This window comes from Xanthomonas graminis pv. graminis (assembly GCF_030168915.1).
Taxonomy (GTDB): Bacteria; Pseudomonadota; Gammaproteobacteria; order Xanthomonadales; family Xanthomonadaceae; genus Xanthomonas_A; species Xanthomonas_A translucens.
This window is the reverse complement of sequence record NZ_CP076255.1, coordinates 4,441,035-4,464,945: the sequence shown is the minus strand read 5'-3', so window position 1 is coordinate 4,464,945 and position 23,911 is coordinate 4,441,035. Positions and strand designations below refer to the sequence as shown.

Here is a 23,911-nt window from a genome sequence, read left to right as displayed (position 1 = left end):
TAGAGAGTACTTGTTCACCTCTCTCAATACCCTATCCGGCCGCGATGCGGACCGGCAATTATATTTTTGCGATGAAGACCCATCCATGAACGGTGATGTCCCGATCCACAGCGCTGCTGCTGCTCACGCTCGACTCGATACTTTGCGGGCGTTCGAGCAATGGTGCCGGGATTACCCCGGGGCGATCCCATACTCGGTGGCGTTGTCCGGAAAGCGGCCGCGCGCCGTCGGCGACGCGAATCGGCACGCGGTCATCGTTTTGATGCAACATGGCGATGAATGGGGGGCGCTGCCGGTTCTGCTGGAACTCTTGCCGTGGCTGCGCAGGGTCCAGGAACAAACATCGCAAGCCACTCGCTTGACCCTGATCCTGGGCAATCCACAGGCCGCTGAGTGCGGCGAGCGCTTTATCACCCACGATCTGAATCGCTGCTATCCCGATCCAGTTGGTTTCGCGGATCCGCAGCGGTGCGCTGCCGAGCCGGCCGTCGGCGCAAGTGATGAGCAGCGGCGCGCTCATGCCATCGCCGGGGTCGTCGCCACAGCGGACATGGTGCTGGATGTCCACCAGACCCGTCAGGCCACTGCCCATCCGTTCTTCGTCTTTCCGTATCACCCCGCCTCGGTCGCGCTTGCCGAAAAAATGAGGGCGGCGCGCGTGCTGCTGACCCGGCCGCTCGGTCACGAGGGCCACAGCGGATGCATCGACGACTTCTCGCATGCCCTTGACATCCCGCTGGTGGCGATCGAAGTCGGACAGCGGGGCGACAACCCCATGTCCCGGGTCTGCGCGCGGCAGGCCATGGCCGGTTTCGCCGAACTATTCTTCGCCGGGCCAGAAGGCGTGCGGATGCGTACGCCCTTGCACCTGATAAGCATCACCCGCCGTTATGCGTTTTCCAGCAAAGCAGACTCAGTCGTTGACGGCCTGATCAACCTATCGCCCGTCTGTCGCGGCACACTGCTGATGACCGATCAGGAAACAGCGATTGCGCCGAATGATGGATTCGTTGTTTTCATCCAGAGGCCTCACAGAAACGCAGACGGGCTGATTGCTGGGACGATTCCGCGCACAGCGTTGTGTTTCGTAGAGGAGTTTCGTCATGGCGGTTTCAATAATCAAGTGCAACACGTGATTTGATCGCTCCGATTTCCGCTTCCATCGCCTCGCTAGCCGTCTTCCAGCCGAGTGTCTGGCGAGGGCGAGTGTTCATCAGCAACGCGATGTGATTGAGGTATTGCTGGCTGACGGTGGACAAGTCCGCTCAAATGGGCGGGAGTTGGCGAAGTAACGGCAGTTGGCGAAGTAAAAGGTTGGTGTTCTCTTTGCTTCAGAGCTGCCACGTTGCATGCGGATCGGCAAATGACAGGTTGATGTTCAACAGTTCCATCAGCTCGGCATAGCGCGTTATCTCGGTCCAGCGATCATAGGTCAAGCTGCTTCGCATCCGTGCGGGAAGCTTCTTCATCTGACGGGTAAATCCTTCCAGTGCATCTGTGGCGGTACAGCCATTCATCCGGCACAGCACGACAAAACGGGTCTTGTGCTCCGCCAGCGTGCCGACGCAGGAACGATTGAACGCTCCTTTGGTCAAGTCGCCTTCCCAATGCCCTGGAACCAAGCGCTGCTGCACATCGGCATCACCTGCGATAATCGGGCGATGAACGATGCCTCCCTTCCCGACTCCGTCCGCGCCGCGCTCGACCAGGGCCTGCGCGCGCAAGACCTGGACGCCGCCGCGCTGGCGCCGCCGCTGCTGGCCTACCTGGCGCTGCTGGCGCGCTGGAACCGCACCTACAACCTCACCGCGGTGCGCGACCCGCACGAGATGGTGACCCGGCACCTGCTCGATTCGCTGGCGATGCAGCCGTTCGTGGAAGAAGGCGTGCTGGCCGACCTGGGCACCGGCCCAGGGCTGCCCGGCATCCCGCTGGCGATCGCGCGGCCGCAGCTGCGGGTGACCCTGGTCGAGAGCAACGGCAAGAAGGCGCGGTTCCTGCGCGAGGCGGTGCGCCAGCTGCGCCTGGACAATGCGCGCGTGGCCGAAGCGCGCGCCGAGGCGGTGGACGAACCCGGCGCCTACGATGTCCTGACCGCGCGCGCGCTGGACACGCTGGCCGGCATCGTCGCCGTCGGCGGCCACCTGTTGCGCCCAGGCGGGCGGCTGCTGGCGATGAAGGGCGTGCGCCCGGACGAGGAGATCGCCGCGCTGCCGCCGGGCTGGGTGGCGCAGGCGGTGCACCGGCTGCAGGTGCCGGGGCTGGGCGCGGACCGCCACCTGGTGGTGGTCGAGCGCGGCTGAGCCGCCGGGGGCGCCGACGCCGATTTCCGCCCCGGGGGGGTGTGACCGCATAATGCCAGGTCCCACCCATCGCCGACGAGGCTCCCGCATGGCCCGCATCATCGCCATCGCCAACCAGAAAGGCGGCGTCGGCAAGACCACCACGGCGGTCAACCTGGCAGCGGCGCTCGCGCGCCAGCCGCAGCGCGTGCTGCTGGTGGACCTGGATTCGCAGGGCAACGCGACGATGGGCAGCGGCATCGACAAGCGCGAGGTGGCCGCGTCCACCTGCGACGTGCTGTTGGGCGAAAGCAGCGCCGCGCAGATCCGGGTGACCGCGCCGGAAGGCTTCGACCTGCTGCCCGGCAACATCGACCTGACCGCCGCCGAGATCCAGCTGATGGACCAGCCGGCGCGCGAGCAGCGGCTGAAGACCGCGCTGGCGCCCCTGCGCGCCGAGTACGACTTCATCCTGATCGACTGCCCGCCGGCGCTGTCGCTGCTGACTCTGAACGCGCTGACCGCCGCCGACTCGATCATCGTGCCGATGCAGTGCGAGTACTACGCGCTGGAAGGGCTGACCGCGCTGCTGGAGACCATCGAGGCGCTGCGCGCCGGCCTCAATCCGACGCTGGAGATCGAAGGCGTGCTGCGCACCATGTTCGACGTGCGCAACAACCTGGCCAACGCGGTGTCGGCGGAGCTGACCAACCATTTCGGCGACAAGGTGTTCCGCACCATCGTGCCGCGCAACGTGCGCCTGGCCGAGGCGCCCAGCCACGGCCAGAGCATCGTCGGCTACGACCGCACCTCGCGCGGCGGGGTGGCCTACCTGGGCCTGGCCGGCGAGATCGTGCGCCGCCGCGACGAACGCAACCGGCCCGTCCCGGCCATGGAGAGTTATTGATGAGCGCCAAGCCCCCCGCCCTCGGAGCGAAGAAGCGCGGCCTGGGCCGTGGCCTGGAAGCGTTGCTGGGACCGAAGGGCGGCGCGGCCGCGCCGGCGCCCAACGACGCAGCGCAGCCCGGCGAGAGCCTGCGCCAGCTGCCGGTCGGGCAACTGCAGCCGGGCAAGTACCAGCCGCGCCAGGAGATGGACGAGGGCAAGCTGCAGGAGCTGGCCGAGTCGATCAAGGCGCAGGGCGTGATCCAGCCGATCGTCGCCCGCGAACTGGCGCCGGGCAAGTTCGAGATCGTCGCCGGCGAACGCCGCTGGCGCGCCTCGCAGCTGGCCGGGCTGAGCGAGGTGCCAGTGGTGGTACGCGAGCTCGACGACCGCACCGTCATCGCCATGGCGCTGATCGAGAACATCCAGCGCGAGGACCTCAACCCGCTGGAGGAAGCGCAGGCGCTGCAGCGGCTGATCGACGAATTCGCGCTGACCCACGCCGAGGCCGCCGAAGCGGTGGGCCGCTCGCGCGCCTCGGTGTCCAACCTGCTGCGCCTGCTCGAGCTGCCGCCGGCGATCCGCGCGCTGCTCGAGGCCGGGCGCCTGGAAATGGGCCATGCGCGCGCGCTGCTGACGCTGTCGCCGGACCTGGCCAGCCGCCTGGCCTCCGACGCCGCCGACCAGGGCTGGTCGGTGCGCGAGGTCGAGCACCGCGCGCAGCAGTTCGCCGCCGGCAAGGTACCCAGCAACCGCAAGGCCAAGCCGGGCCGCGTCGCCCCGCAGGCCGACATCGCCTCGCTTGAGACCGAGCTGTCCGAGTCGCTGGGTACCAAGGTCGCCATCGCCCACGGCCGCGGCGGCAAGGGCAAGCTGGTGATCCACTACACCGACCTGGACACGCTCGACGGCGTGCTGGAGCGGCTGCGCGGCAAGGCCGGCTGAGCGGCCGCCGCTGATTCGCGCATGACCTCCGCCCTCGTCCCCGCAATCGCGCAAGGCGCACGCCGATGACGGTGCTGGTCACCGGCGCGGCCGGCTTCGTCGGCGCCTACACCTGCCGGGCGCTGGCCGCGCGCGGCGAGACGGTGGTGGGGCTGGACAACTACAACGACTACTACGACCCGCAGCTCAAGCGCGACCGCGTTGCCGCGCTGTGCCCGCAGATCGACATCCGCCGGCTCGACCTCACCGACCGCGACGGCCTGAGCGCGCTGTTCGACGAGATCCGCCCCGCGCGCGTGGTGCACCTGGCCGCGCAGGCGGGCGTGCGCTATTCGCTGCAGAACCCGTACGCCTACGTCGACAGCAACCTGGTCGGCTTCGTCAACGTGCTGGAACTGTGCCGGCACCGCGGCGTGCAGCACCTGGCCTACGCCTCGAGCAGCTCGGTGTACGGCGATTCGGCGACCCCGCCGTTCTCCGAAGACCAGCGCATCGACCAGCCGCGCTCGCTGTACGCGGCGACCAAGGCGGCCAACGAGCTGATGGCCTACACCTATGCGCAACTGTACGGCCTGCGCGCCACCGGCCTGCGCTTTTTCACCGTGTACGGCCCGTGGGGCCGGCCGGACATGGCGCCGCTGCTGTTCAGCCGCGCGGTGCTGGCTGGGCGCCCGATCGAGGTGTTCAACCACGGGCGCATGCGCCGCGACTTCACCTTCGTCGCCGACATCGTCGCCGGCGTGCTCGGCGCGCTCGACCATCCGTCCGCCCAGGCCGTGCCGCACCGCGTGTTCAACCTGGGCAACCACACCCCGGTCGAACTGGAACGCTTCATCGGCGTGATCGAGGCCGCCGCCGGCCGCGCCGCGGAGAAGGTGTACAAGCCGATGCAGCCCGGCGACATGGTCGAGACGATGGCCGATACTGCGCGCGCCCACGCCGCGTTCGGCTTCGATCCGAGCACGCCGATCGAGGTCGGGCTGCCGCAGGTGGTGCAGTGGTGCCGCGATTATTTCGGCGCCGCGGCCTGACCCTTCAGCCCCGGGTCACCGGCCCGGGGCACAATGCGCGGTCTTTTTGCGTCGTTGCCGCCGTTTCCCGCATTTTTCCATTGCGTTGCCGTCGAGCCTAATCGAGCCATGAACCAGCCTTCCCTTTCCGTCGTCGTCCCGGTGTTCAACGAGCGCGACAACGTGCCGCCGCTGGTGGCCGAGATCGTCGCTGCGCTGCGCGGCGTGACCGACTTCGAGATCGTCTACGTGGACGACCATTCGCGCGACGACACCCTGGCGGTGCTGGAGGGGCTGAAGGCGAGCACGCCGGAGCTGCGGGTGCTGCACCACGTCACCCAGAGCGGGCAGAGCACCGCGGTGCGCAACGGGGTCAAGGCCGCGCGCGGCGCGTGGATCGCCACCCTCGACGGCGACGGCCAGAACGATCCGGCCGACATCCCCAAGCTGCTGGCCGCGCGCGCCGCGGCGGACGCGCAGGTCAAGCTGTTCGCTGGCTGGCGCGTGTCGCGGCAGGATTCGGGCAGCAAGCGCTGGGCCTCCAAGTGGGCCAACGCGATCCGCGCGCGCATGCTGCGCGACGCCACCCCCGACACCGGCTGCGGCATCAAGCTGTTCGAGCGCGCCGCGTTCCTGGACCTGCCGTACTTCGACCACATGCACCGCTACCTGCCGGCGCTGATGCAGCGCGCTGGCTGGCAGACCTTGAGCGTGCCGGTGCACCATCGCCACCGCACCTCGGGCGTGTCCAAGTACAACAACCTCAACCGCGCCCTGGTCGGCATCCGCGACCTGCGCGGCGTGGCCTGGCTGATCGCGCGCAGCCGCCGCACCGTGGTGCAGGAGCGCTGAGATGGAGGCGCATTTCCTCAACGAACCGATCCAGGCGCTGTACTGGACCGGCCTGCACGTCACCGGCTGGAAGCTGATCGGCTACGTCGGCGCGCTGATGTTCGGCGGCCGCTGGCTGGTGCAGTTCGTCGCCTCCAAACGCGCCGGCAAACCGGTGATCCCGCGCCTGTTCTGGTACATGAGCGTGGTCGGCAGCCTGATGACGCTGAGCTACTTCCTGTTCTCGGCCAAGCAGGACTCGGTCGGCGTGCTGCAGAACCTGTTCCCCGCCTTCACTGCGTTCTATAGCCTGTACCTGGACATCAAGCACCGCGGCTGGCACCGGGATCGCGCGTCGCATTGAGCTGGCGGGAGTGTTTCCCAGTTGGAGTGTTTCCCAGTTCCGGCGGGAATCTTGTCGCGGCTGAAGCCGCTCCTACAGGGAGCCCTGCTCTTCTGTAGGAGCGGCTTCAGCCGCGACCGCTTTTGCTCTCCCCATGCGCAGGCAGCCAGATCGCATCCCAATACGGATAATCCCCCAAGCGACGAACCAAGCCGGCGCGCAATGGATTGGCCACGATGTAGCGTGCCGCGGTCAGCATGTCGTCCTCGCGCCGCAGCGCGCGATCGTGGAAGCCCGGCGACCACACCCTGCCGCCGCGGCCGCGTGCGCGATTCACTGCATGCGCGCATCGGCCCTTGGCGTGTTGCATCGCGTCGGACAGCGTCGCGTGCGGACCCAGTTCGATCAGGCCGTGCCAGTGATCGGGCATCAATACCCAGCACAGCAGTTGCACCTGCGGCCAGCTGGCGGGCGCGGAAAGGCAGGCCGCCGCTGCACGTGCGCAACGCCAGTCCGAGAACAGCGCCGCGCGTTGGAAGGTCACCACGGTCAACAGATAGGTGCGCCCCGCCTCATCGTGACGGCCTCGGCGCAATGCGGCATGTCCTGCGAGATGGGCGAGCGGAGGCATGGCGTGCAGCGTGCCTACAGCAGTGAGCGGCGCCTATCGGCCGAAGTCCGTGCGCCGTGTCGGGAAATGCCCTGCGTCGCGCGGACGGATAACTGACATTGCGCGTTGGGTAGAAGCAGGACGTCCGGCCCACCCCCACGCTGCGCCCGGGATGCGATCATCGGGCTCTCGTTCCCATTACCAGTTGCCGCCCATGCTGATCGCCAAGACCCCGCTGGCCGCTTCCCTGTTGCTCGCGCTCGCAGTCGCCACGCCGGCGCTGGCCGCCGCGCCGGCCGTACCGCCGGCGGCAGTTGCTGCGTCCGCCGCCGATGCCCGCTTCCAGGCGATTTACGAAAAGGAGTGGAAGTGGCGGCAGGCGCAGGTCGGGCAGGCCGACGAGGACAGCGACAGCAGCGGCGACAACCAGCAGCTGCCCGACGTCGGCGCGGCGGCGCAGGCGGCGCGGCTGAAGCTGTGGGACGACGTGCTGCGCCAGCTGGACGCGATCGACCCGGCGCAGCTGTCGGCCGACAACCAGGTCAACCTGGCGGTGTACCGCCCGCAGATCGAGAACCTCGCCGCCGCGGTGCGCCTGCGCGCCTACGAAATGCCGTTCAATTCCGACAGCGCGTTCTGGTCCGACCTGGGCTTCATGGCGCGGCGCACGCTGCGCACCCCGGCCGAGTATCGCGCCTACATCGCGCGGCTCGACGACGTGCCGCGCTACTTCGCGCAGCAGACCGACAACATGCGCGCCGGCCTCAAGCGCGGCTTCAGCGTGCCGCGCGCGGTGCTGGAAGGGCGCGACGGCTCGATCGCCAACGTCGCCGAGCTCAAGGACCCCACCGCCGCTGCGCTGTATGCGCCGTTCAAGCAACTGCCGGCGCAGATCCCGGCCGCCGAGCAGCAGGCATTGCGTGAACAGGCGCAGGCGGCGATCCGCGACAAGGTGATCCCGGCCTACGCGCAGCTGCTGCGCTTCTATCGCGAAGAGTACGTGCCGCAGGCGCGCACCGCGCTGGCTGCCGAGGCGCTGCCCGACGGCAAGGCTTACTACCAGCAGCAGATCCGCGAATACACCACGCTGGAGATGCGCCCGGAGCAGATCCACCAGTTGGGCCTGCAGGAAGTGGCGCGGATCCAGAAGCAGATGGACGCGATCATCCAGCAGGTCGGCTTCAAGCCGCCGGCCGGGCAGCAGACGTTTCCGGCATTCCTGCAGTTCCTGCGCAGCGACCCGCAGTTCTACGTCAAGACGCCGCAGGAACTGCTCGATCGCGCGGCGTGGATCGCCAAGCGCGTGGATGGCGAAGTCGGCAAGTTCATCGGCACCTTGCCGCGCGGGCGCTTCACCATCGTGCCGGTGCCGCCGGAGATCGCGCCGTTCTGGACCGCCGGCCGCGGCGGCGTCGGCACCTACTGGCTCAACACCTACAACCTGCCGTCGCGCCCGCTGTACAACCTGCCGGCGCTGACCCTGCACGAATCCTCGCCCGGCCACTCGCTGCAGGGCGCGCTGGCCGAAGAGCAGGGCGCGCAGCCGGCGTTCCGCCGGGAGAACTACATCTCCGCCTACGGCGAGGGCTGGGCGCTGTACACCGAGAAGCTGGGCAAGGAGATGGGCATCTACGAAACCCCGTACGAGGATTTCGGCCGGCTCAGCTACGAGATGTGGCGCGCTTGCCGGCTGGTGATCGACACCGGCGTGCACCACAAGGGCTGGAGCCGCGAGCAGGCGCTGGCCTACCTGCGCGAGCACACCGCGCTCAGCGAGCACGAGGTCACCACCGAGGTCGACCGCTACATCTCCTGGCCGGGGCAGGCGTTGAGCTACAAGCTCGGCGAGATCGCCATCGTCAAGCTACGCGCCGAGGCCGAACACGAATTGGGTGCGGACTTCGACATCAAGGCCTTCCACGACGCGGTACTGAAACAAGGCTCGGTGCCGCTGCCGGTATTGCAGCAGCAGGTGCGCGCCTTCATCGCCGAGAGCAAGCAGCAGGCCGCCACGCGCAAACACGCTGCGACCAAGCCCGAATAGCCGCCGCAATAGAGCACGCTCGCTCCCTTCTCCCCCCGGGAGCAGGTGGCGCGCAGCGCCGGATGAGGGTACGACCGCTAGCGAGGCATGGGGACGATAGCGGCAATGCCTGATAGAGGTGCGACGAGGTGCGACCGCGAGGGTGGGACCACGACCGAGAACGCGGTGAGCCGCCAGTGCGCGAGCGCAAACGAGACGGCGACCGCCAGCGCCGGATCAGGCGAAGACCATCGACGCCGCATGAGCCCACACCCATCGCCACTCGATCCGCTCTCACCTCGTCTGCCGCATGCGATTGTGTAACCCCGCCCGCATCGCTAGGCTGGCGTCATGTCCATCCGCCGTGCCCGCCTGCTCCACCCCTTGCTGCGCCTGATGGCGCTGGCGATGCTGGCGTTGGGCGTATTGGTGGCGCCGGTTGCCTGCGCGCTGGGCGATGTGCATGCCCTGTCGCACGACCAGGCGCACGTGGACGAAGAAGCGCCGCACCATGGCGATGGCGCCGGAGAACGCGATGGCGCCGGCCTGCTGCACGCGCTGATGCACAGCGGCTACTGCCACGGGCAGAGTCCGGCGCTGCTGTCGTCGCTGATCTGGCAGGGCTTGCCGTTGGCTGCGCAGCCGCGCCCGGTCGCGGGGCACCAGGACTACCGCTCGCACCTGCTGGAAACCCCGCTACGCCCTCCGATCGCGGCTTGATGCACCGCCGGCGCCTGCCGGCCCGTCCATCGATCCCCGACTCCGGAGACATCCCATGTGGTTGCGACTGGCGGCTGTTGCCGCCTTCGCGGTCGCGCCCTGCGCGTGGGCGCAGGCCGTGCCGCCCGATGCTGTGCTCACCCTGGACGACGCCTTCGCCCGCGTCGCCCGCACCCATCCCGACCTGCGCCTGGCCGACGGCCAGCGTCGCGTACTCGCCGCCGAGGCCGAGCGCGAGGCGCTACGTCCGCCGCTGCGGCTGGGCGCCGAACTGGAGAACGCCTTCGGCAGCGGCGCCGCGCGCGGCCTGGACCAGGCCGAGCTGACCGTCAGCCTGGCCGGCGTGCTCGAACGCGGCGGCAAGCTCGACGCGCGCCGCACCCTGGCCCAGGCGCGCATCGACGCGCTGGCGCCGCAACGCGAACTGGCGCGGCTGGACCTGCTCGCCGAGGTCGCGCGCCGCTACCTGGCGATCGCCGCCGCCGCGCAGCGTCAGGCCATCGCCACCGCCGACCTGGCGCAGCGCCAGCGCACCGTCGCCGCGGCGCGGCAGCGACTGCAGGCCGGCGCCTCGCCCGAATCGGTGCTGCTGACCGCACAGGCGCTGCAGGCGCGTGCGGAACTGGACCGCGACCGCGCGCAACAGGAGCACGCCGCCGCGCGCCGCCACCTGGCGGTGCTGTGGGGTGAACGCGATCCGGGCTTCGCGCAGGTGACCGGCGATCCGCTGGCGTTGCCGGCAGTGCCGGACTTCGACGTGCTGGCCGCGCTGCTCGATGCCACCCCCGAACTGGCGCGCTTCGCCGGCGAGGCGCGCGTGCGCGAGGCGCGGCTGCGGCTGGCGCGCAGCCAGGCACGACCCGACCTGGACTGGCAGGTCGGCGTGCGCCGTCTGCAGGACGGCGACGCTACCGCCCTGGTTGCCGGGATTTCGTTGCCGTTGGGCAGCGCGGCACGCGCGCAGCCGGAGATCCGCGCCGCCGAGGCCGAGCGCGACCTGCTCGGCGTGGAGCGCGAAGCGCAGGCGCTGGCGCTGTACTCCACGCTCGCCGACGCGCACGGCCGCTACCGCGCCGCGCAGCTGGAAGTGGCGCGCATGCGCGAGGACGTGCTGCCGCAACTGGCGCGCGCCGAGGCTGCCGCCGAGCGCGCCTACCGCGGCGGCGCGATCAGCTATCTGGAGTGGGCGCAGCTGCAGGCGCAGCACGGCGATGCGCGGCGGCAGCAGTTGGCCGCAGCGATCGAGGCGCAGACCGCGCTGATCGAGATCCAGCGCCTGACCGGCCAGCCGTTCGTGCTCGCGGGCGCGGCGGAGGCACCGCGATGAGCCGTGCGCCGTTGCCGCCTGCAATGCCGCCGCGCGCGCCGCGCCACGCTACGTCGCGCGGCGCGGCCCATCCCCTTCTCCCGATGCCCGGCGCCTGCCGCCGGCGTCTTTCAGGACTGCCCAAGATGAACTCCAACGCTACCGCACTGCTCGCGCCGTTGCTGCTGGCCCTGCTGCTCGGCGGCTGTGCCGGCGACGAGGCCCACGATGCCCATGGCGAAACCGAAGCGCATGCTGCCGCCGGCGACGCCCACGCCGAGGAAGCGCGCAAGGGTGCACACGGCGGCCGTCTGCTCGAGCGGGACGGCGCCGCGGTCGAACTGGCGATCGCCGAGGACGGCACGCCGCCGACCTACCAGGCCTGGCTGTACCGCGACGGCAAGCCGTTGCCGCCGGCCGCCGGCAGCGTCGAGGTGCAACTCAAGCGCCTGGGCGGTGTGGCCGAGACCCACCGCCTGCGCGCGCGAGACGACGGCAGCCTGCTGGCCGACAGCGTGGTCGGCGAGCCGCATTCCTTCGACGTGGAGGTGCGCGCCACGGTGCAGGGCAAGGCGCTACGCTGGACCTATCCCAGCTACGAAGGCCGTACCGAGATCGCGGCGAAGATCGCCGCCGATGCAGGCATCCGCGTCGCCCCGGTCGGCCCCGGCAGCATCGCCGACGAGCATGAGGTGCAAGGCCTGCTGACCCCGGCCGAAGGCGCCCAGGCGCAGGCCACCGCGCGCTTCCCCGGCCCGGTGCGCAGCCTGCGCGCCAACGTCGGCGACCGCGTGCGCGCCGGGCAGGCGCTGGCCACGGTGGAGAGCAACCTCAGCCTGACCACCTACACGATCAGCGCGCCGATCGCCGGCACCGTGCTGGCGCGCAATGCCAGCGTCGGCAGCAGCGCCGCCGAGGGCCAGGCGCTGTTCGAGATCGCAGACCTGTCCACGCTGTGGGTGGACCTGCACATCTTCGGCGCCGATGCCGGCCACATCGCCGCCGGCGCGCCGGTGACGGTGACCCGGATCAGCGACGGCACGGTCGCGCAGACCACGCTGGAACGCGTGTTGCCGGGCACCGCCACCGCCAGCCAGAGCACGGTGGCGCGCGCGGTGCTGCGCAACGAGGACGGGTTGTGGCGGCCGGGCTCGGCGGTGAAGGCGCGGGTCACGGTGGCGCAGCAGCCGGCCGACCTGGTGGTGCCGGTGACCGCCTTGCAGACCTTTCGCGACTGGGACGTGGCGTTCGTGCGCGTAGGCGATACCTACGAAGTGCGGCCGCTGCAGATCGGCGCGCGCGATGCGCGCCAGGTGCAGGTGCTGTCCGGGCTGAAGGCCGGCGACCAAGTGGTGGTGGAGCAAAGCTACCTGGTCAAGGCGGACATCGAGAAGTCGGGGGCGTCGCATGATCATTGAGCTGCGCACCGCGCCCCGGCCCCCCTGTAGGAGCGGCTTCAGCCGCGACCGATCCGCCGATCTGCCGCTTACTTCTGGATTTCTGTCGCGGCTGAAGCCGCTCCTACAGGGGAAAAGCGGCGTGCCGCGCGCCACGCATGGAGGCCGCCGCCATGCTCGCTAACCTGATCCGTTTCGCCATCGCGCAACGCTGGCTGATGCTGGCGCTGACCGGGGTGCTGATCGCGATCGGCGCGTGGAGTTTCTCGCGCCTGCCGATCGACGCCACGCCCGACATCACCAATGTGCAGGTGCAGGTCAACACCGCCGCGCCCGGCTATTCGCCGCTGGAGGCCGAGCAGCGCGTCACCTTCCCGCTGGAGACGGTGCTGGCCGGCTTGCCCGGGCTGGAATCCACGCGCTCGCTGTCGCGCTACGGGCTGTCGCAGGTCACCGTGGTGTTCGCCGACGGCACCGACCTGTACTTCGCGCGGCAGCAGGTGGCCGAGCGCCTGCAGCAGGTGAAGGCGCAATTGCCGCCGGAGCTGGAGCCGCAGCTGGGGCCGATCGCCACCGGCCTGGGCGAGATCTTCATGTACACGGTCGAGGCCAAGCCCAACGCGCGCAAGCCCGACGGCACGGCCTGGACCGCCACCGACCTGCGCACCCTGCAGGACTGGGTGGTGCGGCCGCAGTTGCGCAACGTGCCCGGCGTGACCGAGGTCAACACCATCGGCGGCTATGCGCGGCAGATCCACATCACCCCGGATCCGGCGCGGCTGGTCGCGCTCGGCTTCACCCTGGACGACGTGGCGCGCGCGGTCGAGGCCAACAACCGCAACGTCGGCGCCGGCTACATCGAGCGCAATGGGCAACAGTTCCTGGTGCGGGTGCCGGGGCAGGTCAGCGGCATCGCCGAGATCGGCGCGATCGTGCTGGACCGGCGTGCAGGCGTGCCGATCCGGGTGCGCGATGTGGCCCAGGTCGGCGAGGGGCCGGAACTGCGCACCGGTGCCGCCACCCAGGACGGCAGCGAGGTGGTGCTGGGCACGGTGTTCATGCTGGTCGGCGCCAACAGCCGTGCGGTGGCGCAGGCCTCGGCGGCCCGGCTCGCGCAGGCCAACCGCAGCCTGCCGCCGGGCGTGCAGGCGGTGCCTGTGTACGACCGCACCGCGCTGGTCGATCGCACCATCGCCACCGTGGCCAGGAACCTGGTCGAGGGTGCGCTGCTGGTGATCGCGGTGCTGTTCCTGCTGCTGGGCAATTTCCGCGCCGCGCTGATCACCGCGGCGGTGATCCCGCTGGCGATGCTGTTCACCCTCACCGGCATGGTCCGCGGCGGCGTGTCCGGTAACCTGATGAGCCTGGGGGCGCTGGATTTCGGCCTGATCGTCGATGGCGCGGTGATCATCGTGGAGAACTGCCTGAGCCGCTTCGGCCAGGCGCAGCAGCGCCTGGGCCGGGTGCTCAGCGCCGCCGAGCGCTTCGAGCTGACCGCGCAGGCCACCGCCGAGGTGATCCGTCCCAGCCTGTTCGGTGTGGGCATCATCGCCGCGGTGTACCTGCCGGTGTTCGCGCTGACCGGCATCGAAGGCAAGATGTTCCATCCGATGGCGATCACCGTGGTGCTGGCGCTGACCGGGGCGATGCTGCTGTCGCTGAGCTTCGTGCCGGCGGCGATCGCGCTGAGCCTGGGCGGCAAGGTCGCCGAGCACGAGAACCGCGTCATGCGCTGGGCGCGGCAGGCGTATGCGCCGCTGCTGGACGGCGCGTTGCGCCACGCGCGCTGGATCGGCGCCGGCGCGCTGGCGCTTGTAGTGCTGTGCGGCGTATTGGCCACGCGGCTGGGCAGCGAGTTCATTCCCAACCTCGACGAGGGCGACATCGCCCTGCACGCGCTGCGCATTCCCGGCACCAGCCTGGAACAGGCGATCGCCATGCAGTCCACGCTGGAGCGGCGGATCAAGCGGTTCCCGGAGGTGGCGCACGTGTTCGGCAAGCTCGGCACCGCCGAGGTCGCCACCGACCCGATGCCGCCGTCGGTGGCCGACACCTTCCTGATCATGAAGCCGCGCGCGCAATGGCCCGATCCGCGCAAGCCCAAGGCGCAGCTGCTGGCCGAGATCGAGGCGGCGGTGCAGCAGCTGCCCGGCAACAACTACGAGTTCACCCAGCCGATCCAGATGCGCATGAACGAGCTGATCTCCGGCGTGCGTGCGGACGTGGCGATCAAGCTCTACGGCGACGATCTGGACACGCTGGTGCAGGTCGGCCGGCGCATCGAGGAGGTCGCCCGCACCGTGCCCGGCGCGGCCGACGTCAAGCTCGAGCAGGCCACCGGCCTGCCGATGCTGACCGTGGTCCCGGACCGCACCGCGCTGGCCGGCTACGGACTCAATCCCGGCGTGGTGCAGGACACGGTGGCTGCCGCGGTGGGCGGGCAGGACGCCGGGCAACTGTTCGAAGGCGACCGCCGCTTCGCCATCGTGGTGCGCCTGCCCGAAGCGTTGCGCCAGGATCCGGCGGCACTGGCCGACCTGCCGATCCCGCTGCGCGGCGACCGCGAGCGCGGCGACGCCGACGAATCCAGCCGCGCGCCCGGCTGGCGCAGCGGCGCCCCGATCAGCGTGCCGCTGCGCGAAGTGGCCAAGGTGGAAACCGTATTGGGGCCGAACCAGATCAACCGCGAGGACGGCAAGCGCCGCATCGTGGTCACCGCCAACGTGCGCGATCGCGACCTCGGCGGCTTCGTCGCCGACCTGCAGCGCCGCGTGCAGGCCGAGGTGGTACTGCCCAGCGGCTACTGGATCGGCTACGGCGGCACTTTCGAGCAGCTGATCTCGGCCGGGCAGCGCCTGGCCTGGGTGGTGCCGGCCACGCTGCTGCTGATCTTCGCGCTGCTGTACTGGTCGTTCGGCTCGTTGCGCGATGCGGTGATCGTGTTCAGCGGCGTGCCGCTGGCGCTGACCGGCGGCGTGATCGCGCTGGCGCTGCGCGGCATCCCGTTGTCGATCTCCGCCGGGGTCGGCTTCATCGCCCTGTCCGGGGTGGCGGTGTTGAACGGGCTGGTGATGATCGCCTTCGTGCGCAAGCTGCGCGAGGACGGCCTGGCGCTGGCGCTGGCGCTGCGCGAGGGCGCGCTGGCGCGGTTGCGGCCGGTGCTGATGACCGCGCTGGTGGCGGCGCTGGGCTTCGTGCCGATGGCGTTCAACGTCGGCGCCGGCGCGGAGGTGCAGCGGCCGCTGGCCACGGTGGTGATCGGCGGCATCGTGTCGTCCACGCTGCTGACCTTGCTGGTGCTGCCGGTGCTGTACCGCTGGCTGCACCGGCGCGACGATGCCGAATCGGTGTCCGCCACCGCGGATGCTCCCACGTTGGCGAGGTGAGCGATGGCGCACCGCTGCTGCGGTTGCGGCAAGACCCTGGATGTGGCGGCGATGCAGGCGCGCCAGCGGCGGGTGCTGTGAACCTGGGCGCCAACCTGCTGTGCCTGCGCCTGCTGTGGCCGTACCGGCGCGGCGACATCAACCTGGCCTCGGCCTGGGCGTGTTCGCTCAACGACGTCTACGAGGGCGTGGCGGTGATCGCGGCCAGCGTTGCGGTGTGGGCGTTCGGCGCCGGCTGGCCGGACCTGCTGATCGCCGCGGCGCTGCTGTTGCTGTTCCTGCGCTCGGCCGGGCAGGTGGCGCGGCGTGCCTGGGCGGAACTGCGCCAGGCCCGCGCGGTGGCGGTAAGTGCTTGCGGCACAAGGGAAAGGCATGCATAATGCGCGGCTCGCTGTGCCCGACTGCTGTCGGGCCGGCGGCCGGACACGCGATCGCCGGTCGGCCTCTCCCAGCGTAACTGCTTGATTTCCCACGTCGCGTGGTGGCCCACAAGGCTGCCGGGGCCGCCGTCTCCCAGGCTATGGGCGACTCAAACTTTCTATCGAGGTGCGTAATGTCCCGCGTATGCCAAGTGTCCGGCAAGCGTGTGCAGACGGGTAACAACGTCTCCCACGCCAACAACAGAACCCGTCGCCGCTTCCTGCCCAACCTGCACGAGCGCCGCTTCTGGGTCGCCAGCGAGAACCGCTGGATCAAGCTCCGTGTGTCCGCGCATGCGTTGCGCACCATCGACAAGAACGGGATCGATGCCGTTCTGAAAGAGCTGCGCGCGCGCGGCGAAAAGGTCTGAGGAGTAAACAATCATGGCAGGCAAGCGTGACAAGATCCGTATGATTTCCTCGGCCGCCACCGGCCACTTCTACACCACGGACAAGAACAAAAAGAACACTCCGGGGAAGATGGAAATGATGAAGTACGACCCGGTCGTGCGTAAGCACGTGCTGTACAAGGAAGGCAAGATCAAGTGATCGACTGATCGCTGGATCGCCTTTCGAGGTCGACACGGAACCCGCCGCAAGGCGGGTTTCGTGCGTCTGGAGGATGCACATTTTGTTCTGGCCGCAGGCCGTCGTCGCTGCGCGAGGCCCGCGCCCGGCGCGCGCCGCCAGCCGCGGCACGGCACGCAATGGTTGCGTTTGCTGCCGCAGCCCGCAGAATCGGGCGACTTGGCGTGCGAAAGGGTCGCGATGCTGCCGTTCTGGTTGGAAGGCACCTGGTTGCTGGCGCTGGATTGGCTGATCCGGCTGGTGGCGTTGCTGTGGATTCCCGCGCGCACCACGCCCGGCGCGGCGCGCAGCTGGCTGTTGCTGGTCGGGTTCGTGCCGGTGCTGGGGTTGCCGCTGTATCTGCTGCTGGGCCATCCATGGCTGTCGCGCGAGCGCGTCCAGCGCCAGGCGCAGGCCTCGCAGGTGATCCGTGAGCAGCAGCTGCCGTTGAGCGCGCTGCGCTGGACCCCGCCCGTCGACACCGCGATCGCCGAAGTGGTGCCGCTGATCGAGCGCCAGGGCGATTTCATGCCCACCCATGGCAACACAGTGGAATTGCTGGATCGCTATGCGGACTCGCTGCAGGCGCTGATCGACGACATCGACGCGGCGGTGGAGCGCGTGCACCTGCTGTACTACCTGATGTTCGACGATGCGGTCGGCGATGCGGTGGTGGCCGCACTGCTGCGCGCCGCCGCGCGCGGCGTGCGCTGCCGCCTACTGCTCGATGCGCGCGGCGGCAAGCGCGGGCTGCGCCGTTACCGCAAGCGCCTGCGTGCGGCCGGGGTCGAGGTGCAGGCGCTGCTGCCGGGCGGCCTGCGCTGGCGCCGCAGCGGGCGCATGGACCTGCGCAACCACCGCAAGATCGCGGTCATCGACAACCGCGTCGGCTACACCGGTTCGCAGAACCTGGCCGCGGCCGACTTCGTGCACGGCCATCCCAACCGCGAACTGGTGGTGCGCCTGCAGGGGCCGGTGGTCGGGCACCTGGAGGCGGTGTTCGCCAGCGACTGGTTCATCGAGACCGGGCAGCGCCTGCGCGTGGCCGACGGCACCGCGGTGCACGGCGCCGATACCGCCACGCAACTGCTGCCCAGCGGCCCGGCCTACCCGTTCGAGAGCGCGCGCGATGCGGTCAACGCGCTGATCCATCTGGCGCGGCGGCGGATCGTGATGGTCACGCCGTACTTCGTGCCCGACGAAGCCACGCTCAGCGCGCTGCGCATCGCCGCGCTGTCCGGGGTGGACGTGCAGCTGATCCTGTCGGAGAGCAGCAACCAGCGGCTCACCGCCTGGGCGCAGGAGGCCTACTACGACGAACTGCTGCGCAGCGGTGTCAAGATCGCGCTGTACCGGCCGTGCTTCCTGCATGCCAAGCACCTGAGCGTGGACGAGGGCATCGCCCTGGTCGGCTCGATCAACCTGGACATCCGCTCCTTCGCGCTGAACGCCGAGATCGGCGTGCTGTGCTACTGCCCGGAGGTGGTGCGGCGGCTGCGCGCGGTGGAGGCCGACTACCTGGCCGATGCGCGCGCGCTGTCGCTGCAGGAATGGCGCAAGCGGCCGACCTGGCGGCGCAGCCGCGAAGGCATCGCCCGCCTGGCCGATGCGCTGATGTGAAAGCGCACGCACATGACAGCATGATGTCGCCGCCATGCGCGATCTTCGCGCCGACATGAGCGATGGTTCTTAGCCGCGGGCGGAGCCGGCGAGGGCATCCCTTACAATCGCCGGCATGAGCGAACTGCTGCCACATGCCGCCGATGACGACGGCGACTGCGATATCGCCATCGTCGGCGGCGGCGCGGCCGGCACGCTGGTGGCGCTGCACCTGCTGCAGCGGGCCACGCGCGCGCTGCGGCTGCAGCTGATCGAACCGCAGGCCGCGCTGGCGCAGGGCGTGGCCTATGCGACGCCCTGCGCGGAGCACCTGCTGAACGTGCCGGCCGGGCGCATGAGTGCCTTCGCCGAGTTGCCCGACGACTTCCTCGACTGGCTGCAGCAGCAAGCCTTGTATCCGGGGTTGCCGCGCGCCGCGCTGGCGCAGGCCTATGTGCAGCGCCGCCACTACGCCGATTACCTGCGCGCGCGGCTGGCGCAGGCGCAGGCCGCCAGCCCGGCGCAGCTGCAGTGGCGGCAGCAGCGGGTGCTGGCGCTGGACCGCAGCGAGCGCGGCCAGACGCTGCAACTGCAGGATGGCACGACGCATGCGCGCATGCGCGACGGTGCTGGCGTTGGGCAACAGCCTGCGCCCGCTGCCGGCGCGCGGCGCGCCCAGCCTGCCGGCGCAGGTGCGCGTGGATGCCTGGAACTACGCACAGCTGCGCGCGATCCCGCGCGAGTCCACGGTGTGCATCGTCGGTGCCGGCCTGAGCATGGTGGACAGCGTGCTGACCCTGCTCGCCAACGCGCACCGCGGCCCGGTCCACGTGATCTCGCGGCACGCATTGCTGCCGTTGCCGCATGCCGAACATGCCGGCCACGCCGCGGCCGGCTTCGACCCGCAGCCGTTGCTGGCCTTGCCGTTGCGCCAGCGCCTGCGCGCGCTGCGCCGGCACGCCGCCGCGGCGCAGGCGCGCGGCCTGCCCTGGCAGAGCGTGATGGACCGGTTGCGGCCGCTGGGCCAGGCGCTGTGGCAGTCGCTCTCGGTCAGCGAACAGCGGCGCTTCCTGCGCCATGCGCTGCGTTACTGGGACGTGCATCGGCACCGCATCGCCGCGCCGGTGTTCGCGCAACTGCAGGCAATGCGCCGGGTCGGCCAGCTGCGCGTGCACCGCGCGCGGCTGGACACGGTCTTCCCGGTCGGCGCCTGCGTGCAGGTCAACGCGGTCGGTCCCGACGGGTTGGCGCTGCAACTGGACGCGCACTGCGTGATCAACGCCACCGGCGTTGAGCTGCGCGCACAGACCATGCGCAACCCGCTGCTGCACCAACTGCTGGGCTGCGGCCACGCCGCGCCCGGCGCGCACGGCATCGGCGTGGCCACCGCTGCCGACGGCGCGCTGCTCGACGCCAACGGCCATGCCGATCCGCGCATCCGCGTGCTCGGCAGCCTGCGCATCGGCAGCCTGTGGGAAAGCCTGGCGATCCCGGAGTTGCGGGTGCAGGCGCAACAGCAGGCGCAGGCGTTGCTGGCGTTGTAGGGGACGCAGGGCCGGTCCCGGCTCCCGCACATGGCGTAAAATGCGCGGGTGGATGTCTCCCATTTGCTCGATGATCTGAACCCCGCCCAGCGCGAGGCCGTCTCCGCCCCGTCCGGCCATTACCTGGTCCTGGCCGGCGCCGGATCCGGCAAGACGCGCGTGCTCATCCACCGCATCGCCTGGCTCAACGAAGTCCAGGGCGTGCCGGTGCACGGCATCTTCGCGGTCACCTTCACCAACAAGGCGGCTGGCGAGATGCGCCACCGCACCGACCTGCAACTGCGCAATGGCAGCCGCGGCATGTGGATCGGCACCTTCCACGGCCTGGCGCACCGCCTGCTGCGCCTGCACTGGCCCGACGCGAAGTTGCCGGAAAGCTTCCAGGTGCTGGATTCGGACGACCAGCTGCGCCTGGTCAAGCGCGTGGTGCAGCAGCTGGAACTGGACGAGGGCAAGTTCCCGCCCAAGCAGATCGTGTGGTGGATCAACCAGCAGAAGGACGAGGGCCGGCGCGCGCAGCACATCCAGCCCGAGCCGCGCGACGAGTGGACCAGCACCTTGCGCAGCGCCTACGCGCTGTACCAGGAGCGTTGCGACCGGGCGGGCCTGGTCGATTTCGCCGAGCTGCTGCTGCGCGCGCACGAACTGTTGCGCGACAACCCAGCATTGCTGGCGCATTACCGCAGCCGCTTCAGCGAGATCCTGGTGGACGAGTTCCAGGACACCAACGCGATCCAGTACGCGTTCGTGCGCGTGCTCGCCGGCGACAGCGGGCGCGTGTTCGTGGTCGGCGACGACGACCAGGCGATCTACGGCTGGCGCGGCGCCAAGGTCGAGAACGTGCAGCGCTTCCTGAAGGATTTCCCGAACGCGCAGACCATCCGCCTGGAACAGAACTACCGCTCCAGCGCCAATATCCTCAACGCCGCCAACGCGGTGATCGCGCACAACCCGGACCGCATCGGCAAGCAGCTGTGGACCGATTCGGGCGACGGCGATCCGATCGACCTGTACGCGGCCTACAACGAGATCGACGAGGCGCGTTACGTGGTCGAGCGCGTGCGCCAGTGGGTGCGCGACGGCGGCAGCTACAGCGAGGCGGCGGTGCTCTACCGCAGCAACGCGCAGTCGCGCGCGTTCGAAGAATCGCTGATCGCCGAGCAGGTGCCGTACCGCGTCTACGGCGGCATGCGCTTCTTCGAGCGCGCCGAAATCAAGGATACCCTGGCCTATCTGCGCATGGTCGCCAACCGCGCCGACGATGCCGCGTTCGAGCGCGCGGTGAACACGCCCACGCGCGGCATCGGCGACCGCACCCTGGACGAAGTACGGCGCCTGGCGCGCGCGCAGTCGCTGTCGCTATGGGCCGCCGCGCAACAGGCCGCGCAGCAGGGCGGCGACCTGGCCGCGCGGGCGCGCAATGCCTTGGCGCAGTTCCTTGGGCTGATCGAGCAGCTGTCCGCCGAAGTGGCTGGCCTGCCGCTGCCCGAGCAGATCGACCAGGTGCTGGCGCGCTCGGCGCTGCGCGAGCACTGGAGCAAGGAAAGCCGCGGCGGCCTGGATTCGGAATCGCGCACCGATAACCTCGACGAACTGGTCTCGGTCGCCTCGCGCTTCGCGCGCGCCGACAACGACGCCGACGCCGATGAGGGGCGCCAGGCGATGACCGAGCTGGTCGCGTTCCTGGCCTACGCCTCGCTGGAGGCCGGCGACGGCCAGGCCCAGGCTGGCGAAGAGGGCATGCAGCTGATGACCCTGCATTCGGCCAAGGGCCTGGAATTCCCGCTGGTGTTCCTGGTCGGCATGGAGGATGGCCTGTTCCCCAGCGCGCGTTCGCTGGAGGAGAGCGGGCGCCTGGAAGAGGAGCGGCGCCTGGCCTACGTCGGCATCACCCGCGCCCGCCACAAGCTGGTGCTCAGCTACGCCGAGTCGCGGCGCATCCACGGCCAGGACAACTACAACGTGCCCTCGCGCTTCCTGCGCGAAATCCCGCGCGAACTGCTGCACGAAGTGCGGCCGAAGGTGCAGGTGTCGCGCAACGCCTCGCTGGGCGCGCCGCGCAACCTCGGCCACAGCGCCATCGAAGCGCCGGCGATCCGGCTCGGCGCCAACGTGCAGCATCCCAAGTTCGGCGGCGGCGTGGTCATCGACTACGAAGGCAACGGCGCGCACGCGCGCGTGCAGGTGCAGTTCGACGAGGTCGGCGCGAAGTGGCTGGTGATGGCCTACGCGAATCTGACGGTGCTCTGACGGGCTGGGCGCTGTGACGCCTTCTGTGGGCGCCAGAGTGGCGGCTGCCCTGTCGCGCTGATCGCATGGCAGCGACGGGGCGCGGCATCGCGTGGCGAACGCCGCCTCGCTGCCATCCGGCTTCCGAAGTCGGGACTGAAGTCCTTCCCACGGTGCATCCAGCCGGCTCGCCGCACGTCCTTGTTGGTGGCGCGACAGCGGTAACAGGATAGGTGTTCGATGTCTGGCGTTCTCCGGCCTACCAGGGACGCGCGATCAGTGCCCGGCAGGCGGCTGCCAAAGCTCCACCTTGTTGCCTTCCGGGTCGATGACCCAGGCGAACTTTCCGTATTCGGCATCGTCCACGCGATCGAGCACGTTGCAGCCTTCCTTGCGCAAAGCCTCGACCAGCGCGTGCAGGTCCTCGACCCGGTAATTGATCATGAAAGGCGCCGTGCTGGGCGCGAACTGATCGTCTTGCGCCGCGCCGATCGACCAGATGGTGCTGGCGGCGACCGGCGTGCCGGCATCGTCGGTCCAGGGGAACGCCGTGCCGCCCCACTCCTGTACGTCGATGCCCAGATGACGCTTGTACCAGGCCTGCAACGCCGCAGCGTCGTTGGCCTTGAAGAAGATGCCGCCAATACCGGTGACGCGCTTCATTGCAACCTCCGGGAACGGGTGGGTGGCGAAGGCGTATCGCCCGGGCCTTCGCGCAGAGCGGACGAACGCGCGCCACGACGCGATGCCCGGCTCGTCGAATACCGCCGGACTCAGCGGCGCGGTGGCGCCGCTGGCGACGGGACGCGGGTGAAATAGTCGGTGCGCATCGTCGGGCTGCCGTCCGGCGCGAACGCGGCGACGGTTTCGGTCATCGAGCGGCCATCCGCGGCGACGGTATAGATGCGGGTCGAGGCCACGCTTCTGTCCTTGGCCAGCATCATCACCAGGACGTTGGGCGCAGGCCGCTGCAAGGCGAAAGTGTCTGCTTCGAAATTGTTCTTCACCGGCGTGGCCCGGCCATCGAGGGCGGCGATGCCTTCGGCATGCAGCTTCCCGCCGCCTTGTTCGACGATGTCGACCTTGGCGGCCCACTTGCCGTTGCCCGCCTCGCCGAACGTCAGGGTGACGCTCTGCGGCCGTTCCTGCGGCGGCTTCGGCAACCGCGCCACATCCACGGCCCAACTGCCGAGCAGGGGCGAGGACTTCGGCGAATCGGCACGCGCGGACGCGCACGGCAACAAGACCGCCGCCAACACGACGGCAAACAGCATGTTCATATGACCTCCCAAGGGCGTTCCGCTTGCAGTGGACGAAGGCGTCAACGGCGATTCGGCGACAGTGCGCCGCACGACCGCGTGATCGAGCCGGCGCGTCCAACGGAACAGGCGCAATCCCTGCGTGCGCTCATGGCGTCCTCCCGTGGAATGCTGGCGCTGCGACGCTAACATTGCCGCCCGCCCCGCAACAAGCGCGGTCGGGTCAGTGCAGGGCGTTCATTCCCAGAAGCTGTATTTGCGCGCCAGCGCCAGTGGCTCGCCGCCGACCAAATGTCCGGCCAGTTCCTTGAACCCCACCGTGCCGACGAAGCTGGAGGAGGGGCCGCCCGGCGTCGTGTGCGACGGCAGCGCGATGCGCACCTGATCGGCGGTCATCGTCACCTGGCCGATCGCCGGCGGCCCGGCCTTGCCGTTGGCGCACTGCACGATCGCGTAGTAGTCCTGGGCCCGCGCCCGCGCCCGCGTCGCGATCGGCCTTCGCCGCGCGGCCTTGGCTGGCAGCGATCCGGCCGCTCACGCTGGCGGCGGGTCCGGG

The 23,911-nt window shown here is 69.8% G+C and carries 20 protein-coding genes and 3 pseudogenes; 18 read left to right on the top strand and 5 right to left on the bottom strand.

What is annotated here, in order from left to right; genetic code table 11:
- Positions 1-10 precede the first annotated feature (10 nt).
- The gene (locus KHF85_RS19430; RefSeq protein WP_284567919.1) at positions 11-1,141 is read left to right on the top strand and encodes a M14 family metallopeptidase; all 1,131 of its coding nucleotides are present in this window, start codon (positions 11-13) and stop codon (positions 1,139-1,141) included.
- On the opposite strand, the pseudogene KHF85_RS20745 reads toward KHF85_RS19430, so the two are convergent.
- Positions 1,113-1,670: pseudogene (locus KHF85_RS20745) on the bottom strand (IS30 family transposase); the annotation flags it as partial. The gene KHF85_RS19430 and the pseudogene KHF85_RS20745 overlap by 29 nt on opposite strands.
- Here KHF85_RS20745 and rsmG point away from each other — a divergent pair.
- From rsmG to KHF85_RS19395, 6 genes are all read left to right on the top strand, one after another.
- Positions 1,662-2,303: a 16S rRNA (guanine(527)-N(7))-methyltransferase RsmG gene (rsmG, locus tag KHF85_RS19420; RefSeq protein WP_284567918.1), complete on the top strand. Its 642-nt coding sequence runs from the start codon at positions 1,662-1,664 to the stop codon at positions 2,301-2,303. The pseudogene KHF85_RS20745 and the gene rsmG overlap by 9 nt on opposite strands.
- 88 nt (positions 2,304-2,391) lie before the next feature.
- On the top strand, positions 2,392-3,189 hold the full coding sequence (locus KHF85_RS19415; protein ID WP_053838126.1) for a ParA family protein: 798 nt from the start codon (positions 2,392-2,394) through the stop codon (positions 3,187-3,189).
- Complete coding sequence (locus KHF85_RS19410; RefSeq protein ID WP_237652631.1) at positions 3,189-4,112, top strand: ParB/RepB/Spo0J family partition protein; 924 nt, start codon at positions 3,189-3,191, stop codon at positions 4,110-4,112. The genes KHF85_RS19415 and KHF85_RS19410 overlap by 1 nt, the downstream gene beginning before the upstream one ends.
- A gap of 65 nt (positions 4,113-4,177) precedes the next feature.
- On the top strand, positions 4,178-5,143 hold the full coding sequence (locus KHF85_RS19405; RefSeq protein WP_284567917.1) for an NAD-dependent epimerase/dehydratase family protein: 966 nt from the start codon (positions 4,178-4,180) through the stop codon (positions 5,141-5,143).
- Positions 5,144-5,251: 108 nt separating this feature from the next.
- Positions 5,252-5,974: a glycosyltransferase family 2 protein gene (locus KHF85_RS19400; protein ID WP_009573438.1), complete on the top strand. Its 723-nt coding sequence runs from the start codon at positions 5,252-5,254 to the stop codon at positions 5,972-5,974.
- Between the two features lies 1 nt (position 5,975).
- Positions 5,976-6,317 carry a lipid-A-disaccharide synthase N-terminal domain-containing protein gene (locus KHF85_RS19395; RefSeq protein ID WP_064542378.1) on the top strand — a complete coding sequence of 114 codons (342 nt, stop codon included), beginning with the start codon at positions 5,976-5,978 and terminating at the stop codon, positions 6,315-6,317.
- Between the two features lie 106 nt (positions 6,318-6,423).
- Here the strand turns inward: KHF85_RS19395 and KHF85_RS19390 are convergent, their stop codons facing one another.
- Positions 6,424-6,891, bottom strand: a complete 468-nt coding sequence (locus tag KHF85_RS19390) for an REP-associated tyrosine transposase (protein ID WP_080999522.1) — start codon at positions 6,889-6,891, stop codon at positions 6,424-6,426.
- A gap of 229 nt (positions 6,892-7,120) precedes the next feature.
- Here KHF85_RS19390 and KHF85_RS19385 point away from each other — a divergent pair, with 229 nt between their 5' ends.
- The 11 genes and pseudogenes from KHF85_RS19385 (at position 7,121) to uvrD (ending at position 22,117) form a co-directional block, all read left to right on the top strand.
- On the top strand, positions 7,121-8,950 hold the full coding sequence (locus KHF85_RS19385; RefSeq protein WP_284567916.1) for a DUF885 domain-containing protein: 1,830 nt from the start codon (positions 7,121-7,123) through the stop codon (positions 8,948-8,950).
- Positions 8,951-9,280: 330 nt separating this feature from the next.
- The gene (locus tag KHF85_RS19380) at positions 9,281-9,649 is read left to right on the top strand and encodes a hypothetical protein (RefSeq protein ID WP_064539146.1); all 369 of its coding nucleotides are present in this window, start codon (positions 9,281-9,283) and stop codon (positions 9,647-9,649) included.
- Between the two features lie 55 nt (positions 9,650-9,704).
- A complete protein-coding gene (locus KHF85_RS19375) occupies positions 9,705-10,976 on the top strand; it encodes a TolC family protein (RefSeq protein WP_284567915.1) in 1,272 nt (423 codons plus the stop codon).
- 125 nt (positions 10,977-11,101) lie between these two features.
- Complete coding sequence (locus KHF85_RS19370; protein ID WP_284567914.1) at positions 11,102-12,373, top strand: efflux RND transporter periplasmic adaptor subunit; 1,272 nt, start codon at positions 11,102-11,104, stop codon at positions 12,371-12,373.
- A 152-nt stretch (positions 12,374-12,525) separates the two neighbouring features.
- The gene (locus KHF85_RS19365) at positions 12,526-15,738 is read left to right on the top strand and encodes an efflux RND transporter permease subunit (RefSeq protein WP_284567913.1); all 3,213 of its coding nucleotides are present in this window, start codon (positions 12,526-12,528) and stop codon (positions 15,736-15,738) included.
- Positions 15,739-15,812: 74 nt separating this feature from the next.
- Positions 15,813-16,118 (top strand): annotated as a pseudogene (locus tag KHF85_RS19360) (cation transporter); the annotation flags it as partial.
- A 173-nt stretch (positions 16,119-16,291) separates the two neighbouring features.
- On the top strand, positions 16,292-16,528 hold the full coding sequence (rpmB, locus tag KHF85_RS19355; RefSeq protein WP_003467012.1) for a 50S ribosomal protein L28: 237 nt from the start codon (positions 16,292-16,294) through the stop codon (positions 16,526-16,528).
- Between the two features lie 10 nt (positions 16,529-16,538).
- A complete protein-coding gene (rpmG, locus tag KHF85_RS19350; protein WP_170867542.1) occupies positions 16,539-16,706 on the top strand; it encodes a 50S ribosomal protein L33 in 168 nt (55 codons plus the stop codon).
- Between the two features lie 219 nt (positions 16,707-16,925).
- A complete protein-coding gene (cls, locus tag KHF85_RS19345; protein WP_284567912.1) occupies positions 16,926-18,344 on the top strand; it encodes a cardiolipin synthase in 1,419 nt (472 codons plus the stop codon).
- Positions 18,345-18,459: 115 nt separating this feature from the next.
- Positions 18,460-19,867: pseudogene (locus KHF85_RS19340) on the top strand (FAD/NAD(P)-binding protein).
- 48 nt (positions 19,868-19,915) lie between these two features.
- Positions 19,916-22,117: a DNA helicase II gene (gene uvrD, locus KHF85_RS19335; protein WP_284567911.1), complete on the top strand. Its 2,202-nt coding sequence runs from the start codon at positions 19,916-19,918 to the stop codon at positions 22,115-22,117.
- A 255-nt stretch (positions 22,118-22,372) separates the two neighbouring features.
- Here uvrD and KHF85_RS19330 read toward each other — a convergent pair whose 3' ends face one another.
- The 3 genes from KHF85_RS19330 to KHF85_RS19320 all read right to left on the bottom strand — a co-directional run bounded on the left by KHF85_RS19330 (position 22,373) and on the right by KHF85_RS19320 (position 23,802).
- On the bottom strand, positions 22,373-22,759 hold the full coding sequence (locus KHF85_RS19330; RefSeq protein WP_284567910.1) for a VOC family protein: 387 nt from the start codon (positions 22,757-22,759) through the stop codon (positions 22,373-22,375).
- A gap of 110 nt (positions 22,760-22,869) precedes the next feature.
- On the bottom strand, positions 22,870-23,370 hold the full coding sequence (locus KHF85_RS19325; protein ID WP_345782189.1) for a hypothetical protein: 501 nt from the start codon (positions 23,368-23,370) through the stop codon (positions 22,870-22,872).
- A gap of 222 nt (positions 23,371-23,592) precedes the next feature.
- Entirely contained in the window at positions 23,593-23,802 is a 210-nt protein-coding gene (locus KHF85_RS19320) for a hypothetical protein (protein ID WP_284567908.1), read from the bottom strand.
- Positions 23,803-23,911: the final 109 nt, after the last annotated feature.

Coding starts and splice junctions, on each gene's coding strand:
- cls (WP_284567912.1), top strand. CDS start 16,926: ATGCTGCCGTTCTGGTTGGAAGGCACCTGGTTGCTGGCGCTGGATTGG.
- KHF85_RS19415 (WP_053838126.1), top strand. CDS start 2,392: ATGGCCCGCATCATCGCCATCGCCAACCAGAAAGGCGGCGTCGGCAAG.
- KHF85_RS19410 (WP_237652631.1), top strand. CDS start 3,189: ATGAGCGCCAAGCCCCCCGCCCTCGGAGCGAAGAAGCGCGGCCTGGGC.
- KHF85_RS19365 (WP_284567913.1), top strand. CDS start 12,526: ATGCTCGCTAACCTGATCCGTTTCGCCATCGCGCAACGCTGGCTGATG.
- KHF85_RS19405 (WP_284567917.1), top strand. CDS start 4,178: ATGACGGTGCTGGTCACCGGCGCGGCCGGCTTCGTCGGCGCCTACACC.
- KHF85_RS19380 (WP_064539146.1), top strand. CDS start 9,281: ATGTCCATCCGCCGTGCCCGCCTGCTCCACCCCTTGCTGCGCCTGATG.
- KHF85_RS19400 (WP_009573438.1), top strand. CDS start 5,252: ATGAACCAGCCTTCCCTTTCCGTCGTCGTCCCGGTGTTCAACGAGCGC.
- KHF85_RS19325 (WP_345782189.1), bottom strand. CDS start 23,370: ATGCTGTTTGCCGTCGTGTTGGCGGCGGTCTTGTTGCCGTGCGCGTCC.
- KHF85_RS19385 (WP_284567916.1), top strand. CDS start 7,121: ATGCTGATCGCCAAGACCCCGCTGGCCGCTTCCCTGTTGCTCGCGCTC.
- KHF85_RS19370 (WP_284567914.1), top strand. CDS start 11,102: ATGAACTCCAACGCTACCGCACTGCTCGCGCCGTTGCTGCTGGCCCTG.
- rsmG (WP_284567918.1), top strand. CDS start 1,662: ATGAACGATGCCTCCCTTCCCGACTCCGTCCGCGCCGCGCTCGACCAG.
- KHF85_RS19375 (WP_284567915.1), top strand. CDS start 9,705: ATGTGGTTGCGACTGGCGGCTGTTGCCGCCTTCGCGGTCGCGCCCTGC.
- KHF85_RS19330 (WP_284567910.1), bottom strand. CDS start 22,759: ATGAAGCGCGTCACCGGTATTGGCGGCATCTTCTTCAAGGCCAACGAC.
- rpmB (WP_003467012.1), top strand. CDS start 16,292: ATGTCCCGCGTATGCCAAGTGTCCGGCAAGCGTGTGCAGACGGGTAAC.
- KHF85_RS19395 (WP_064542378.1), top strand. CDS start 5,976: ATGGAGGCGCATTTCCTCAACGAACCGATCCAGGCGCTGTACTGGACC.